This window comes from Microtetraspora niveoalba (assembly GCF_001570405.1).
In the GTDB taxonomy this organism is placed as follows: Bacteria; Actinomycetota; Actinomycetes; order Streptosporangiales; family Streptosporangiaceae; genus Microtetraspora; species Microtetraspora niveoalba.
Map to the genome: position 1 here is coordinate 47,566 of NZ_BBYM01000040.1, position 15,506 is coordinate 63,071.

Here is a 15,506-nt window from a genome sequence, read left to right on the forward strand (position 1 = left end):
GGTCCGCTCGTCATGAGCGCGGTGATCGGCGCCGGTGCGCGCAACGGCGACGGAGAGAACCTGCAGGAGGATGCGCCCGCCCAGCTCGCCTCCCGTTCGGCATCCCGGCAGACGAAAAGGAGTGGGCTGAGGGCTCAGTTTCGAGAGCGGGGGGCGTGATGAGGGCCGACGGATCCTGGATCCGTCGGTCCCATCACGCGGCGGCGCTGTCAGTCCGCGACGAAGAACATCCGCTTGTTGACGAACTCGTCCATGCCGAGGGGACCGAGCTCGCGGCCGAACCCGGAGCGCTTCACCCCGCCGAACGGAACTTCTGCGCCTTCACCGGCAGGGGTGTTCACGTTCGACATCCCGGTCTCGAGCCGCGAGGCCAGGGATGTGGCGCGATCCACGTCGGTGCTGAACACCGCGCCACCCAGTCCGTACTGCGTGTCGTTCGCCAGCTCCAGGGCCTCCTCGTCGCTGCCGACCTTGTAGACCACGGCGACCGGCCCGAACAGCTCTTCGCTGTAGGCCCGCATGTCCGGGGTGACACCCGTGAGGACGGCAGGCGAGTAGTACGCCGACGGCGCCTCACTGAGCACACCGCCGGCATGCAGTGTCGCTCCCTTGCTGACCGCGTCGTCGACCTGGGCCGCGAGCGTCTCCGCGGCCGCCCGAGATGACATCGGGGCGTATGACCCCGGCTCGATCGCGAGCGCCTTCCGGGTGAGCTCCGAGACGAAGTCATCGTAGATGTCATGCATCACGATCATGCGCTTGTTGGAGTTGCAGGCCTGGCCCATGTTGTACATGCGGGTGCCCCACGCGGTCTCCGCCGCCTCCGCGACGTCGTCGCTGTCGAGGATCACGTAAGGGTCCGAGCCGCCCAGCTCGAGCACGCACTTCTTCAGATGCTTCCCCGCGAGCGACGCGACGATCGCACCGGCCCGCTCGGATCCGGTCAGCGAGACGCCCTGCACCCGCGGGTCGGCGATGATCGTCTCGATCTGCTCGTGGGTCGCGAACAGGTTGACGTACACCCCCTCCGGCACGCCGGCGTCCTTCATGATCTGTTCGACTGCGAGCGCCGACCTCGGCACCGACTCGGCGTGCTTGAGGATGATCGTGTTGCCCAGCATCAGGTTGGGCGCCGCGAAACGGGCGATCTGGTAGTACGGGAAATTCCACGGCATGATCCCGAGCAGAGCACCGATCGGCAGTTTCTGCACGACGGCCTTTCCGCCTGCGAACGTCTTGATCGGCTGGTCCGCGGCGAGCGTCGGGCCCTCGGTCGCGAAGTAGTCGAAGATCGCCTGGCAGAACTCGACCTCTCCCACTCCCTCCGAGACCGGCTTGCCCATCTCCTGGGCCGCGATCGCGGCGAGCTCGTCCGCACGCTCGGCGAACAGTGCTCCGATCTTGCTGACGATCTCGGCACGTCGGGTGATCGGGACGTCCTTCCACGTCGCGTACGCCGCAGCGGCGGCCGTCAGCGCGGCCTCGACGTCTGCGTCGGTCGCCGGCTCGAAGGTCTCGACGACCTCGCCCGTCGCCGGGTCGGTCACCTGGTAGGAGGGACTGGTGCTCATCGTCGTTCTCCTGTCGGGAGTGGTTCAGCCGGTGCCGGGTCGGGCACCGATTGTGAGTGTCGGCGGTGCGGAGCTGTGCGCCGACGCGTCCGCCCCTCGCTCGCCCGGTCGCTCTCGAAGGAGACAACAAGGTCGAGCGCCTCGAGCCCGAAGTACGGGGCGACGGCAGCCCTGCAGATGTTCACAGTGCGCCTCGGGTGACAGGGGTCGTCATGGCGTCGGCCGCCGTACGGCTCGCGGCCCGGCTTCGATCATGTCGATCAGAGCTGTCTGGTCTGGGGGGACCCACTGGCCGCTGAGTTCGAACGTCGCTCCGCCGATCTCTTCGGTTCAGAGACTACCGTCGGTGCGTTCGTGTGCTTCAACCACGGTGCGAGACCTCAGAGCTTGCCGACCCGCGGGGCCAGGATGGTGGCGGTCTTGGCGATGGTCTTGTTGTCGGTCGCGAGGCCCGGGGTACGGTCGGTGTGGATCGCCATGATGACGGGAGCGGCGTTCTTCTCGGGCCAGATGACGGCGATGTCGTTCCCGCCGCCCAATCCGTCGGAGTTGGTGCCGGTCTTGTTGAAGCGCTCCGCCTTCGGCGGAGGCTCGGATGTGCCCCACCTTTCGTGAAGTCACTTTGGTTGACTTGCATGCCTGGAACCTCAAGAGAGGTCAGCATGCCCAGGAGCTATCCCCCGGGTTCCGCCGTAAAGTCCTCGACCTGCTGAAGGCCGGCCGGACGGTGCAACAGGTCGCCGAGGTCCGTCCGGACTACCCGACCGAGTGGACCGCGATCAACGCGGTCGCTGCGAAGCTCTGCATCGGCACCGCCGGGACGCTGCGCAAATGCGTCCGCCAAGCCCAGATCGACGAAGGCACACGACCAGGCACCACCAGCGATGAATCGGCCGAGTTGAAGCGGCTGCGACGGGAGAACGCCGAACTCCGCCGGGCGAATGAGGTCCTGAAAGCCGCCTCGGTTTGTTCGCGTGGGGGCCGATTCGTCCTATGCCTCGATGATGACGTCGGCGCAGTGAGTGTCGAGATTGTTAAGAATCATCACACCGTTCGGGCTGGTCGAGATGAACCTGCTCGACAGAGGGGCAGATCATGCGACGGAGTGCCGCCGGTCCCATAGGCGTCCATCAGCATGAACGTGTGATAGATGACGGGCACTCGAAGGGCCCGTCTCACGCGCCTCATGTTCCTTCCCTTCGATCGGTCGTAAAGGACCCTGAACAGGCGTGAGCATATTTCCCTCAACGGCGGATGATCACCACAGTCGAGCCAATGTTCCGCAGGACCGTTTGGGAGCCGAACCTGACCGCCTCGACCTCAATATGGCCAAGCTCGGGCTGAATCTCAGCCACACGCTCGACTACGATTTCATCGAGGATGAGATTGCGCCTGCGCTCGCGCCGGAGGCATTCCGTCAATGGGCCGTGAGGCATGGGCAGGTGCCGTCGCGGTGCTTGTGGTCGTAGTAGCGGGGATGGCCGCAGCAGCAGACGCTTGTCCATATGCGTTCGGGATCGGTGGACTGCTGGGGTTCGGCACCGCAAGCCGGACAGGCTGAGGGCTCGTCAGCGGAAGGCGCCGGGTCATCCATATTGGCACTGTACGTGCGGCATCGGCCGGCGGTACTGCGCCTACCCAGATGATTGTGGGCGGGACCAGGAACGAGCCTGAACCTACAAATTAAAGACGTCGATTCGATCGAGGCCCGCGGCTCCGACCTGCGGGTGCGGTGTCCGTGGACGTTCGCCGAGTTCCGTACTCGTTCGCTCTCTTGGCTGTACTCGTGGCTGTACAGCCAGAGAACTATCAGCCTGGGAAGTCTTTCGAGATCGTGCGGCCTGATCTGCGAAAACATCGACTTAGGCGTATGCCGGTTGAGCACGGTTAAGTCTCCATGACTACCCGCTGATCGCCGCCCGACCGGACACACAACGGGCAGGTTGGCCTACACGTGTGAAAATCATCGCGTGAAGACGAATTCACCGTTGCCCGTGGTAATCCTCGGCGCGGCCCTGTTGGTCGTGGTGGCCGCGATCACGACAGTGGCGATCGTGCTCAGTGCGTCTCAGCGGCCTGCGAGTCACCAGGCGGCGCCATCCCTGGCGCCCGCGCCCAGTACGGGCCTGGCGCCATCCCCAGACAGCGCGAGACTGGCCGACGCTCAGCCCGAGGGGTCGGCGCGAGAAGACGCTCTTGAGGAAGAGGAGGTTCTCGGTCCACGTGAGGCCGCAGGGACGGCCTGGCCTCTCAAGATCGGGCAGGCGACGCGTGACGCTCTCGCCCATGCGGCAAGCGCCTCCGGCCCGTCTGGTCAGGCAACCCACGTGGCCACCGGCGGCACCATCTACTACGGCATTGTCTACGGTGATACCAAGGCCGCCGACGTGTATCACGCCATCGCGCTCCTGAACGACGGCATCCACAACTGGGCTCGCCAGGATGGCGCGGAATGGCGGTACGAAGGCGTCTACGATGCGCGCGTGTGTGTGCCTCCGGTGCCCGCTCGCCTGTACATGGCCTGGGGCTTTGTCTTCAACACCGAGTCGCCGGGCGCACCTCCCCATACCGCCTGTCCCCGATGACACCAGCTCCATGAATTTCGTCTGTCGGGATCGGACCAGTGAGCTCTTCGATGTGAAGCAACTGGAGCGGGTACTCGGTCAGCTGTCCCTGACCTGGCTGGCCCTTCGTTCGTGGAGTGGGTGACGGGAATCGAATCCGCGCTGTCAGCTTGGGAATTGCATGGATCACGGCCCGTAGAGCGGCTGACCTGCGCGTGGGGCCGGTCATGAGTGACCGTGGTTGGCCCCTCGTCGCCCTGCTTAATGCCCGCTGATGGCCCGGCGGTCACTTGTCCCACTCATTGTGATCGAGCACGAGGTTCATCGAACCAGTCGTTAGTTGTCCTGCTGATGCTTCTAGATGGAAGTGCGCGCTCAAGGGCGTATCGGACTCGGAAAGCATGAGAAGGAGTTCAGCAAGAGAGCGGAGTGCGATCTTGTCGCCCTCTATCACGACCTCGTTGTCGTATGCCCGGACGGTCAGTTGGTGATCTATTGGCCATGATCGCGGAGTTCTGTAGTCGCGGCCGGATACGGGAATGCGTGTGGTTGGAGGTTTGGCCACGTCGGGACGATCGTTCACGCGATCAGTGTCCACGGTTATGCGCCCACGCACACGACCGCCCGACTGATCATCCCGTATGCCGTCGACCCGCCCGCAGGGGAAGCGGAACAGGGCCAGAGGGTCAAGGCGGAGCGCCCCACGGACGAACGACCTTGCCCCCTGGCCCCGCGTCTTGGTGAACCCGGCCCAGGCTCGGGAACTCCTCGTCGCCGTCACCTACTTCGTGCGGTCGCGCGGGTCGATGCTGGCGGCCATGTTCGCCTGCATGTACTTCGGCGGCCTTCGACCGGCGAGGCGGGCGGACTCCGCGAGAAGGACTGTCACCTTCCCAAAGACGGCTCGGGTCTGCTCACGCTGGAAAAGACCGCACCGCAGAGCAATAAGCGGTTCACCGACTCCGGCAAGGGGCATGACGAGCGCGGCCTGAAGCACCGAGACGAGAAGATCACCCGGCCGGTACCCATTCCTCCGGAACTGGTGGGCATCCTCCGCGACCATATCGGCCGGTACGGCGTCGGCGACGATGGGCGACTGTTTCGGACCAGGACAGGCGACGTGATCTCCGGCTCGGCCTACGCGAAGATCTGGAAGGAAACTCGAACCTACGCGCTCGCGCCCGACCAGGTCGACTCTCCCCTGGCGGCCCGGCCGTACGACCTGCGACACGCGGCCGTCTCGCTCTGGCTGAACGCCGGGGTTTGCATTCATCCCGCAGACGTCCGGAGGCCGGCCCTCGACCTGCGGCAACGTCAGCGATTCCATCCCGCGTATATCCCGTGATCAGTGACAAACGGTGGCTCTCGGTGGCCTACGGCTGCATGGACGGCACATGTCGTACCAAAGCAAAAGACCAGGTCACACGGGATGTGGCCTGGTCTGGAGAGCGCGCCCTGAGGGATTCGAACCCCCGACCGTCGGATTAGAAGTCCGATGCTCTATCCGGCTGAGCTAAGGGCGCTGGATTTATGGGATTGACCAGCACTTTTGCTGACCATGGCATAAGGTAGCATAGCCGCACACCGATGAAACAGCATCGGATTTGGAGCAACCCCGATGGGTAGATCCCCACTCCTCCGCGACCTCATGCCTTCATGGAGGCTGGCGCTCGAAAGCGAGCAGCTCGCCGCGGGAACGATCACCAGCTACCTCCACTCGGCAAGGCTGCTCACCGAGTACTTGGCTAAGCATGACATGCCTCAGCAGATCTCCAAGATCCGGGCGAAGCACATGGGCGCCTTCTTCGCCGCGCGCCTGCACGGCTGCTGGCTGGACGAGGAGCGTCTCCGGCCCTGCCCCTGTGGAGATCTCACCAGCCGCAGTGCCGGGGACACGCACAAGCACTTCCGTAACCTGCGGATCCTGTTCAACTGGCTGATCGACGAGGACGAGTTGGACGGCCCGTCTCCGATGGCCGGCCTCGCACCGCCCAAGGTCGTCGCGCGCCCAGCCGAGCCCCTCAACGAGGACGAGCTGCGGCTGATGCTCATGACCTGCTCGGGCAGCACCTTCATCGACCGGCGCGACACCGCGATCATGCGCGTCCTGCTCGACAACGGGGTACGCGGCGCCGATCTGGCCGGGCTGCGCTACCACCCCGAGGACGACGAGCTCACCGACGTGTTCCTGAGCCGGCACGCGCTGCGGATCCGGCTCAAGGAGGGCCGGACGCGGATGGCGCCCATCGGCCGCAAGACGGCGGCCGCGATCGACCGCTACATCCGCGCCCGCGCCCGGCACGCCCACGCGGGCAGCCCCTGGCTCTGGCTGCCCGAGCGCGGCCGTACGGCGGCCGGGGGCGATCGTCGGCTGACGACGACGGGCATCCTGCAGATGCTCAAGCGCCGGGCCGGACAGGCGGGCATCCCCGGCGTGGACACCCATCGGTTCCGGACGACCATGGCGGCGTCGTTCCTGGACGCCGGAGGGGATCCGCTCGACCTGATGTGCGTGGGCGGGTGGAACTCCCTGGCGACGGTTCAGCGCTACACCGCAGCGAGCGCCGAACGCCGTGCCCGGGAGGCGCACGCTCGCCTCTCCCCCGGCGACCGCATCTGACCGGGCCGGGCGGGGGCGGCCGGGGACGTCGGGCACCATGGAGGAATGACTCGGGCGGTAGGCGAAGAATCGGACGTCATGTCGGTGAAGCTCCCTGACTTCGACGGTGCTCCCATCGCCGTCGGCACGGTGCGGCCCCACCTCGGCGGCGCTCCCGCCGACGCCACACACCCCGACATCGCCACCACACACCGCGACACCGACGGCGCTCACGCCGCCGTACACCCGGGTGGCTTCGAGGGGGTGTTCGGCGAGCACTTCCGCCTGCTGGCCGACCTCGTCGCGGACGGCGACGTGGTGGTCCTGAGCGGGGCCGGGATCTCCACCGAATCCGGAATCCCGGACTATCGCGGAGAAAGCGGTCGCCGGCGGCAGGCCGACCCGATGACGTACCAGACCTTCGTCGGCAGCGCGGCGGCCCGGAGGCGATATTGGGCGCGCAGCCACCTGGGCTGGCGGCACATCGCCCGCGCCGCCCCCAACGCCGGCCACCGCGCGGTGACCGGGCTGCAGGAACGCGGGCTGGTCACCGGCATCATCACGCAGAACGTCGACGGCCTGCACCAGTCCTCCGGCGCGCGGGACGTGATCGAACTGCACGGCAGCCTCGACCGCGTGCGCTGCCTCGCCTGCGGCGTACGCACCCCTCGGCAGGCGCTGGACGAGCGCCTGCGGGCGGCCAACCCCGGCTGGCACGCCCGGGTCGGCGTGATCAACCCGGACGGCGACGCCGTGATCGCCGACGACCGCATCGACGCCTTCCGGGTCGTGGACTGCCACGGCTGCGGCGGCGTGCTCAAGCCGGACGTGATCTTCTTCGGGGAGAACGTGCCCCGCCCCCGGGTCGAGGACTGCTACGCGCTGGTCGAGCGCGCCGGCATGCTGCTGGTTCTCGGCTCGTCGCTGACCGTGATGTCCGGTTACCGGTTCGTACGGCACGCCGCGGAGCGCGACATTCCGATCGCGATCATCAATCGGGGCCCCACGCGAGGGGACACCGACGCGCTGCTGACCTTCGACGTCCCTCTCGGTGCCACCCTCGCCGCGCTGCTCACCCATCTCGGCCCGTGAGGGTCGACCTCTCCCCGAAGCCCACTGCCCGGGGGGAGGTCAGCCGCCACGGCCCGCGTCGCGGCCGTCTCTGTGTACGGCGCGGCGCTGCTGGACGTACAGCCCGGCCGAGACCAGCGCGCCGACCAGCAGGAGGACGACGGCCAGGCCGTACACGGGCAGGTAGCGGCCGTCGAACATCGACCGCGTGACGTCCACCTCGCTCGCGTTGACGCCGAGGAAGGCGAGGATCAGGCCGACCGGCACGGCGAGCGTGGACACGGCCCCGATGGCGGCGGTCCAGCGCAGCCTGCGGTCCTCGTCGGCGCGCCGTTCCCGGCTCTCGATCGCGGTGAGTTCGGCGGCGATGGCGCGTTCGAGCCGCCGCAACATCCGGGCGACCGTCTCGGCCTTGTCCACCAGTCCCATCACCGAGTAAAGCGCGTCGTGGTAGCCGGCCACGGGCAACGAGGGGACGAGCATCCCGAGGTCGGCCGTCGCCTCGACGCTGTAGCTGAGGTCCAGCTCCATGTCCCCGAGCCGGTCGCTGAGCCGTTCCAGCGTCTCGCGCCGCGCGTGCGTGCCCTGTCCCTCGCGGTCGCGCCCGCGGAAGGTGCCCACCGCCGAGTAGGCCGCCGACCGGATCTCCCTCAGCCGCGCCGCGCCGGCCACACCCTGGACCGCGGACAGGAAGACGAGGTTCTCCACGTGCTCCCGCTGGCCGCCCAGGATGCTGACGTACGGTCCGACCGCGGCCACGGTCTCCGTCCTGCGGTTCAGCTCGGCCGGATAGGTGATCGTGTCGAACTCGCCGCGGCGCGGGAGGTCGCCGCGGTGGACCACGCGCCGCACGATCTCGTCGCACCGCGCCGCGGAGATGGCCGGCGCGAAGACGATCTGGTGCCGTTCGGGGAGGAAGTCGCCCTCCACGCCGAGCGCCTCGGCGGCCAGCGCCTCGACGGCCCGCCCGTCCGCCCGCACGTCGAGGTGGTAGCAGTCCTCCAGCAGATCCACCGTGCGACCCGGCCCGCAGCGCACGTCGAGGCCGAGTACGGCCACGATCTGCCCGGAGGGGACCGCGAGCAGCCACAGCCGGGCCGCGGTCAGCAGCCGCGGGTGGTTCCAGCGCCGTACGGCGACGCGGTCGTGGTCGAGGTCGATCAGGTGGACCACGCGCGGCATCTGCGCCGCCGCCCCGGCCAGGTGCCGCTCCAGCCGCCCGAGCCGCAGATACGTCCCGGGCGGCTCCGAGGGGACGCCCTCCGGGAGGTGCCACGGCGTGGCGTAGATGTTCGCCAGCCACACGTGGTCGCGGCGTGCGGGCGGCTCGAAGAGCTCTCCGTCGGTGGAGTGCCGCCCGGAACGGATGCCGGTCACCGTCTCGACCCTCCTCGCGCCGGACCGGCCCCGGAGTCCGGCCCCTTCTCAATCATCGACGCGGACGGCGGTTCCGCGGCCCGGACCGCGGTCCGTCAGTCCTCCTTCGTGTTGACGTGGATGACCGCGAACTTGGTGGCCACGGACGTCCACGGCATGATCATGACGGCGCCGTCCCGTTCGAACACCCGCGCCCGTTCGCCGTCGGTGCCGTACTTCTGGGGCAGTTCGGCGACCTCCTTCGCGGCACCGGTGGCGGCGTCGAGGCGGATCAGCCGGGGCGCCAGGTCACGCCGATCGCCCACCTCCAGCGCGAGCAGGCCCTGGTCGTCGGCGCGTACGTAGGTGAGCATCGTGTCCTGCGTGCCCGACGACTGCCACACCTGCTTTCCGGTGGCGAGATCGAAGGCCAGCGCCTTGTTCACCGAGCGCAGCTTCCCCGGCACGTTCTCCGGGAAGGTGGCGAGATAGAGCCGGCCGCCGTGTACGGCGTACCTGCGCTGTTCGAGGACGCCGTCGATGAAGGCGACGGTGTTCATCGCGAGCATGTCCACCTTGCCGGTCTTGATCTCGACCGGCTTCCCGGCCTTGCCGTCGAGGACGGTGAACACGTTCCCGTCGCCCTCCTCGCGCCGGATGATCGTCGGGTCCGCCGACAACACGGAGCCCATCAGGCCCACGTCGCCGATCTTGCGGCTCCACACGCCCTTGCCGGTGGCGGCGTCGACCACCGCGACGACGGTGCTCTGCCCCTTGACGTAGCACGTCATCAGGACGGCCACCTGGTCGCCGTTCGCGTTGACGTCCTTGAAGCTGCAGCCCAGGTCCGCCTTCACGCCCCACACCCGCCGTCCGTCCGAGAGGCGGTAGGCGTACAGGCCGTCGCCCACGTACAGGACGGCCATGCCGCCCGCGCTCATGATCCGCGGGACGAGTCGCGAGTTGGCGAGCCGGGGCTTCTCCGCCGGGATCTTGATCTTCCAGGTGAGCTTGCCCGTGGCGGTGTCCAGTCCGGCCAGGTGATCGCACAGGTGGGCGGTGCCGTACGCGATGGCGCCCTTGCCGCCGGTCAGTTCGGGGGTCGCGCCGCACAGCTCCTCACCGGGAGTGGGGATGCCCCAGGCGCGCGAGCCCGACTTCAGGTCGTACGCGAGCAGGCCGTCCCGCTGGGCGCGGACGACCGCGCTGTCGGTCAGCCAGCCCGCGTAGGCGAAGCCCGAGGTGAAGTCCATGCTGTTCGCGTTCGGCAGCGGCACGTCCCAGGTCCCACCGGCGCCGCCGCCTGCGGCCCCGCCCGCGTCGCCCGACGCGTCCGAGCCGCCTCTCGCGACGAACCACGCGGTGCCGCCGCCGACCGCCAGCAGCACCGCCAGGCCGAGCGCGACGAACAGCGCCGTCATGCCCTTCCCCCTGGGCGGCCGGGACGGCGTCGGCTGCGGCGGATATCCCGGCGGCGCCTGCTGCGGGTACGCGGGCAGGGTCTGCTGCGGGTAGGGCGGCTGCGCCTGCCCCGCCACCTGCTGCGGGTACGGCTGCTGCGGATGGCCGTACGGCGGCTGCTGGGGGTAGGCGTTCTGCGGATGGCCGTACGGCGGCTGCTGGGGAGGGGACTGCTGGGGATGGACTCCCTGCTGGGGATATCCCGGCTGCTGGGGGTACGGCTGCCACGGCTGACCGGGCGGCGTCTGCCGAGGGTCTGCGGTCCCCTGGGGATAGGACGGCTCGGCCCCCATCGACTGCCCCGGCGGCTGCGGGAAGGGCGACTGGTACGCCGCGTACGGTCCCGTCGGCTGTCCCGTCGGCTGTCCCGGTTGCGGGTACGCCGGCCGACCGTCCGCGGGCTGTCCCGGCTGAGAGTGCGACGACCGGGGGTCCGCCGGATCACCCTGTTGCCCCGCGTACGGCGGGCCCCATGGCGGCGGGGCGGGCCTGTCGCCGTACGGGTCCCCGGTGTGCTGTTCGCTCATGTCCGTTCCCCCGATCAGGCGAGCAGGCGGCGGACGTAGCTCGCCCACTGCCGCTCGAAGTCCGTCTTGCTCACGCCCAGCGCCCGGAACAGCGCCGCCTCGCTCTCGTCCCCGTTCGCCCGGTAGGCGGCGACCACGCCCGCGACCAGCTTCCGGTCGCCGTACCGCTCGGCGATGTGCCGCATGGCGAGGTGGCCCATGAGGTAGTTGACGTTGGTCATGCCCTTGTAGTCCCAGAAGACGTTGTCGGGCAGCTTGCCGTTGAAGGGCTGGGCGAGCTGTCCGGCCACGTAGGCGCGGCCCTCCGGCAGGCGCCGGTTCCGGCTGATCGGCTGGTCGCGGCCGGCGACGTACTCGGCGAAGCCCTCGACGATCCAGTTCGCCTTGCCGAAGAGGGAGAAGTCCGCGCTGTCCAGTCCCGCGATGAGCGAGTGCGCCAGCTCGTGCCTGCTGATCTCGGCGATGCCCGCCGCGTCGTCGAAGAACGACGACGTGGTGTCCATGACGACGCGGGTGCCGCCGATCTTGACGGCGTCTCCCGCCGCGCCCCAGCTCGGCATCCCGATGGAGACGCCCGCCTCCGTCGCCTTCTCCTTGCGGAAAAGGTTGCCGAGCTGCGCCTTCCCCTGCGCGAGCGCGACCACGAACCCGGCGGGCACCGGGGCGTTCGGGTCGCCGTTGCGCTTCCAGTACGCGAGGTCGGCCGCGGCCGCGGCGGCGACGACCGGGGCGACGCGCCGGGCCAGGGCGGCGTCCTGCGGCCGGGCGAGGACGACGTTGCCGCCCGCCTTGACCACCGTGACGTCCGGCCAGATGTCCCACGGCCCGGGATAGTAGACCGTCTTGGAACCCTCACCGTTCAGCATGGCGGGCGAGGCGCCGCCGACCTTCGTGACGACCAGGGGCGCGTCGGCCGACGCCTTCTCGATGGTCCAGCGGTACCACTCCGACACCGGCCGCAGGTCGATGCCCGCGAAGCGGTGGACGAAGGCGACGTCCTGGGTGAACTTCACCCCTCGCCCGAAGCTGTCCTCGACGCGGCCGTCACGGCGCAGCACCTTGTAGGACACCTCGCTGAACGGCATCTTGCGCAGGTTGGCGAAGACCCTGGTCTGGGCGCGGATCAGCGCGGCGTTCTTCGGGTCGAAGATCGAAGTGAACGCGGCGGTGTCGCCCGCGGCCAGCGCCTTGCTGTGGCCCTCCACCAGCGCGGTGATCTCGTCGTCGGTGACGACGGTCGTGGCGGGGTCGCCGGTCTTGCCCTTGGCCTGCTCCTGGGCCTGGCCGGTTCCCTGCCCGTCGCCGCTGTCACGCAGCACCAGGCCCACGCCCGCCCCGACGGCGACGACCAGTACGAGGGACACCACGCCGAGGATCACCCACAGCCCGGGCCCGCGCCTGCGCTCCGGCGGTGGCGGCGGGGGCGCGCCCGGCCCCTGCCAGGGCTGCCACGGTGATCCGAACCGCTCCTGCGGAGGGCCGGGCGGCGGTCCCGGCTGCGGTCCCCACGGGGACGGGCCCTGCGGCAGCCCGGGATACGCGGGTCCCGGTAGCGGCGGCCCAGGTTGCGGCGGCCCAGGTTGCGGCGACCCAGGTTGCGGCGACCCAGGTTGCGCGCCCGACGGTGCATGGCCGTACGGCGGCTGCGGGCCGCCCTGTGGAGGACCCGGCGGCGGCCCCTGTGGCGACCCCTGCCACTGAGGCGACCCTGGCTGGTACCCCTGGTGATAACCGGGCTCCGTCATCACTCACGCCCCGTTGACGGTCGTACGTTACAAAGGGCAAAGAGCGTATCAGTAGCCCCTAAACCGGATTGATCGGATGAGTCGCGAAGGACGATCTCGTCACTCCTTGCCGACGAACAGCAAGTGGACCGTTCTGTCGCCCACATGGCCTTTCGCCCACCTGGGCCGGGTCAGCCCGAGTGTCCTCGCGAGCCGGAAACGTCCGATGGCCAGCCGGGATCCGGCGGCCAGAGCGGAGTGGTCTGCCCCGTTCGCACGGACATATCGGAGAGTTCACCGCCCGTGCGGGTGATCGCGCATACCGTTCGATTACGGTTCGAGCTGTTCGAGCTACGGTGGAGCGTTATGACCGAGTCGAGTGCTGAGTCGAGTGCTGAGTTGAGTGCTGAGTCGGACGCTGAGTCGCGGGCGGAGTCGCGGGTGGAGGAGATCCGCCGGGTGACGGCGTTCTGGCGCGGTCTCGGCCTCCCGGGGCTGATCGACGTCCACACGCATTTCATGCCGGAACGGGTGCTCACCAAGGTCTGGGCGTACTTCGACGCCGTCGGCCCGCTGACCGGGCGGGCCTGGCCGATCACGTACCGGCTGGAGGAGGACGAGCGGGTCGCGCGGCTGCGGTCCTTCGGCGTCCTGGCCTTCACCTCGATGCTCTATCCGCACAAGCCGTCCATGGCGGCCTGGCTGAACGGCTGGGCCGCCGACTTCGCCGGGCGCACCCCCGGCTGCCTGCGCACCGCGACGTTCTTCCCCGAGCCCGGCGTCACCCGGTACGTCGCCGAGGCGGTCGAGTCGGGCGCCCGGGTGTTCAAGGCGCACCTCCAGGTGGGGGCGTACGACCCGGCCGACCCGCTCCTGGACGACGTGTGGGGCCTGCTCGCGGAGGCCGGCGTCCCCGTCGTCGCGCACTGCGGCTCCGGCCCGGCCCCCGGGCGGCACACCGGTCCGGGGCCGATCGGCGCCGTCCTCGCCCGCCATCCCCGGCTGCGGCTGATCGTCGCGCACATGGGGCTGCCGGAGTACTCCGAGTTCCTCGACCTGGCCGCCGGCCACCCGCACGTCCACCTGGACACCACGATGGCCTTCACCACCTTCACCGAGGAGGCGACGCCGTTCCCGCGGAGCGAGCTGCCCCGGCTGATCGACCTGGGGGACCGGATCCTGTTCGGCAGCGACTTCCCGAACATCCCCTATCCGTACGCGCACGCCCTCGACGCCCTCGCCCGGCTCGACCTCGGCGACGACTGGCTGCGCGCGGTCTGCCACGACAACGCCGCCCGCCTCTTCCCGGCTACACCCGGGCCGCGATCCTGAGGTCGCGTTCGAAAGCGGCGACGTCCTCGTCCGTCAGCGTGCCGCGCGTGCTCCCGATCGCGTCCAGGTAGTCGTCCGTGAGCCGGGCGGGGCCGGGGTCGTGCCCGGGGGCGAGGTGGCGTTCGAACGCGGCCTGCGCCGCCGTACGGGCCGCGTAGTCGATGTCGGCGGGGGTGAAGCGGGCGCTCGCCTCCACCAGCACGTTGAGATCGACCTGGGGCAGGCGGTCCGGGCCGATGTAACGCGCCCACATGGCACGCCGCGCCACCGCGTCCGGCGGGCCGACGGGGATCAGGTAGTCGAACCGGCCCGGCCGCAGGAAGGCCGGGTCGAGGCTGCCGACCGCGTTGGTCGCGCAGATCAGCAGCCGCCGCCCGCGCCTTCGGAAGACCGGGATCAGCTTGAGCAGCTCGTTGGTGATCCGGTGGGCGTTCGAGGCCGGGTCGCGCCGCTGCGAGGCGATCTCCTCCGCCTCGTCGAAGAACAGGACCACCTGCTCCAGATGCTCGACCTGCGAGAAGAGCTGCCGGAGCCCGCCCGCCACACCGAGCGGGTCCCCGGCGAGCTGGTACGGGAAGACCTCGACGAACGGCCACCGCAGCCGGGACGCGACCGCCCGGGCGAACGTCGTCTTCCCGGTGCCGGGCGGCCCGAACAGGATGACCGCGCGCGGCGGCTCCAGCCCGTAGCGCGCGGCGACGTCCCGGTGCTCGAGCGGCATCACCAGGCGGCGCTCGATCAGCGCCTTCTCCGCCTCCATGCCCGCGATCGCGTCCCACAGGCGCGGACCGGGGACGGCGCCGCCGAGCTGGTCGAGGATCGTGACCTCCGCTTTGTCCAGCGGGAGCTGCTTCTCGAAATAGCTCACGTCCGGCCGGTGGGCGTACCCGGAGTTGAGGAACGCGCTCTCGCCGACCTCGCTGGACGGCAGCAGCGCGCCGATGCGGCGCACCCCGAGCCGGGCCAGGCGCTCCTCCAGCGCGGACAGCAGGGCCGACCCGACACCCCGATGCCGCCACTCCCGGGCTATGGCGATCTTGAGCACCCAGGCCCGGTCCTCCCCGGCCGAGGACACCGCCAGCCCGACGATCTGGGCGCCGACGACCGCGACGACGGCGGGGGCGCCGCGCCCGAGCAGGCCGATCCCCTCCGACAGCGTCACTATCGGCTCCGCAGGGGTGTCCCGTGAGTCCTCCCAGACCCTGACCACCTGGTCCAGGTCCGTTTCCTTCAGATCACGAAGATGCCAGGGAGCCATCCACGTCCTCCCGTTCCAGTTGCGATGAATGCCGATCCGGCTC

13 protein-coding genes, 1 tRNA gene and 1 pseudogene are annotated in these 15,506 nt (G+C 69.4%); 6 read left to right on the forward strand and 9 right to left on the reverse strand.

What is annotated here, in order from left to right; genetic code table 11:
• Positions 1–209: 209 nt before the first annotated feature.
• Positions 210–1,571 carry an NAD-dependent succinate-semialdehyde dehydrogenase gene (locus AWQ70_RS31645; RefSeq protein WP_067184394.1) on the reverse strand — a complete coding sequence of 454 codons (1,362 nt, stop codon included), beginning with the start codon at positions 1,569–1,571 and terminating at the stop codon, positions 210–212.
• A gap of 380 nt (positions 1,572–1,951) precedes the next feature.
• Positions 1,952–2,110: a hypothetical protein gene (locus tag AWQ70_RS39435; RefSeq protein ID WP_157530673.1), complete on the reverse strand. Its 159-nt coding sequence runs from the start codon at positions 2,108–2,110 to the stop codon at positions 1,952–1,954.
• A 167-nt stretch (positions 2,111–2,277) separates the two neighbouring features.
• Here AWQ70_RS39435 and AWQ70_RS41655 point away from each other — a divergent pair.
• The 3 genes and pseudogenes from AWQ70_RS41655 to AWQ70_RS31650 all read left to right on the forward strand — a co-directional run.
• Positions 2,278–2,550: pseudogene (locus AWQ70_RS41655) on the forward strand (transposase); the annotation flags it as partial.
• A gap of 250 nt (positions 2,551–2,800) precedes the next feature.
• The gene (locus AWQ70_RS39445; RefSeq protein WP_157530674.1) at positions 2,801–3,040 is read left to right on the forward strand and encodes a hypothetical protein; all 240 of its coding nucleotides are present in this window, start codon (positions 2,801–2,803) and stop codon (positions 3,038–3,040) included.
• Positions 3,041–3,541: 501 nt separating this feature from the next.
• Positions 3,542–4,156 (forward strand): hypothetical protein, encoded by a 615-nt coding sequence (locus AWQ70_RS31650; protein ID WP_157530676.1) that lies wholly within the window; start codon positions 3,542–3,544, stop codon positions 4,154–4,156.
• Positions 4,157–4,421: 265 nt separating this feature from the next.
• Here AWQ70_RS31650 and AWQ70_RS39450 read toward each other — a convergent pair whose 3' ends face one another.
• The 3 genes from AWQ70_RS39450 to AWQ70_RS31660 form a co-directional block, all read right to left on the reverse strand.
• Positions 4,422–4,718 carry an Imm32 family immunity protein gene (locus AWQ70_RS39450; protein WP_157530678.1) on the reverse strand — a complete coding sequence of 99 codons (297 nt, stop codon included), beginning with the start codon at positions 4,716–4,718 and terminating at the stop codon, positions 4,422–4,424.
• Positions 4,719–4,916: 198 nt separating this feature from the next.
• Complete coding sequence (locus AWQ70_RS40040; protein ID WP_169808776.1) at positions 4,917–5,462, reverse strand: hypothetical protein; 546 nt, start codon at positions 5,460–5,462, stop codon at positions 4,917–4,919.
• 122 nt (positions 5,463–5,584) lie between these two features.
• Positions 5,585–5,658, reverse strand: a tRNA-Arg gene (locus tag AWQ70_RS31660).
• A gap of 95 nt (positions 5,659–5,753) precedes the next feature.
• Between AWQ70_RS31660 and AWQ70_RS31665 the strand changes: the two genes are divergently transcribed.
• Entirely contained in the window at positions 5,754–6,755 is a 1,002-nt protein-coding gene (locus AWQ70_RS31665; RefSeq protein ID WP_084518031.1) for a tyrosine-type recombinase/integrase, read from the forward strand.
• A gap of 78 nt (positions 6,756–6,833) precedes the next feature.
• On the forward strand, positions 6,834–7,826 hold the full coding sequence (locus AWQ70_RS31670) for an NAD-dependent protein deacetylase (RefSeq protein ID WP_084518032.1): 993 nt from the start codon (positions 6,834–6,836) through the stop codon (positions 7,824–7,826).
• Positions 7,827–7,865: 39 nt separating this feature from the next.
• Here AWQ70_RS31670 and AWQ70_RS31675 read toward each other — a convergent pair whose 3' ends face one another.
• From AWQ70_RS31675 to AWQ70_RS31685, 3 genes are all read right to left on the reverse strand, one after another.
• On the reverse strand, positions 7,866–9,182 hold the full coding sequence (locus AWQ70_RS31675) for a hypothetical protein (RefSeq protein ID WP_067184399.1): 1,317 nt from the start codon (positions 9,180–9,182) through the stop codon (positions 7,866–7,868).
• A 95-nt stretch (positions 9,183–9,277) separates the two neighbouring features.
• Positions 9,278–11,149 (reverse strand): outer membrane protein assembly factor BamB family protein, encoded by a 1,872-nt coding sequence (locus AWQ70_RS31680; RefSeq protein ID WP_157530680.1) that lies wholly within the window; start codon positions 11,147–11,149, stop codon positions 9,278–9,280.
• Positions 11,150–11,163: 14 nt separating this feature from the next.
• Complete coding sequence (locus AWQ70_RS31685) at positions 11,164–12,513, reverse strand: hypothetical protein (protein ID WP_157530682.1); 1,350 nt, start codon at positions 12,511–12,513, stop codon at positions 11,164–11,166.
• Between the two features lie 759 nt (positions 12,514–13,272).
• Here AWQ70_RS31685 and AWQ70_RS31690 point away from each other — a divergent pair.
• On the forward strand, positions 13,273–14,205 hold the full coding sequence (locus AWQ70_RS31690) for an amidohydrolase family protein (RefSeq protein WP_245647237.1): 933 nt from the start codon (positions 13,273–13,275) through the stop codon (positions 14,203–14,205).
• On the opposite strand, the gene AWQ70_RS31695 is transcribed toward AWQ70_RS31690, so the two are convergent.
• On the reverse strand, positions 14,183–15,463 hold the full coding sequence (locus AWQ70_RS31695) for an ATP-binding protein (protein WP_067184408.1): 1,281 nt from the start codon (positions 15,461–15,463) through the stop codon (positions 14,183–14,185). The two genes, AWQ70_RS31690 and AWQ70_RS31695, sit on opposite strands and share 23 nt — an antisense overlap.
• Between the last annotated feature and the right edge of the window lie 43 nt (positions 15,464–15,506).

Bases quoted from the DNA above. Each gene is read 5' to 3' on its own strand.
- AWQ70_RS31670 (WP_084518032.1), top strand. From the start codon at position 6,834: ATGTCGGTGAAGCTCCCTGACTTCGACGGTGCTCCCATCGCCGTCGGC.
- AWQ70_RS31645 (WP_067184394.1), bottom strand. From the start codon at position 1,571: ATGAGCACCAGTCCCTCCTACCAGGTGACCGACCCGGCGACGGGCGAG.
- AWQ70_RS31665 (WP_084518031.1), top strand. From the start codon at position 5,754: ATGGGTAGATCCCCACTCCTCCGCGACCTCATGCCTTCATGGAGGCTG.
- AWQ70_RS31695 (WP_067184408.1), bottom strand. From the start codon at position 15,463: ATGGCTCCCTGGCATCTTCGTGATCTGAAGGAAACGGACCTGGACCAG.
- AWQ70_RS31680 (WP_157530680.1), bottom strand. From the start codon at position 11,149: ATGAGCGAACAGCACACCGGGGACCCGTACGGCGACAGGCCCGCCCCG.
- AWQ70_RS40040 (WP_169808776.1), bottom strand. From the start codon at position 5,462: ATGGAATCGCTGACGTTGCCGCAGGTCGAGGGCCGGCCTCCGGACGTC.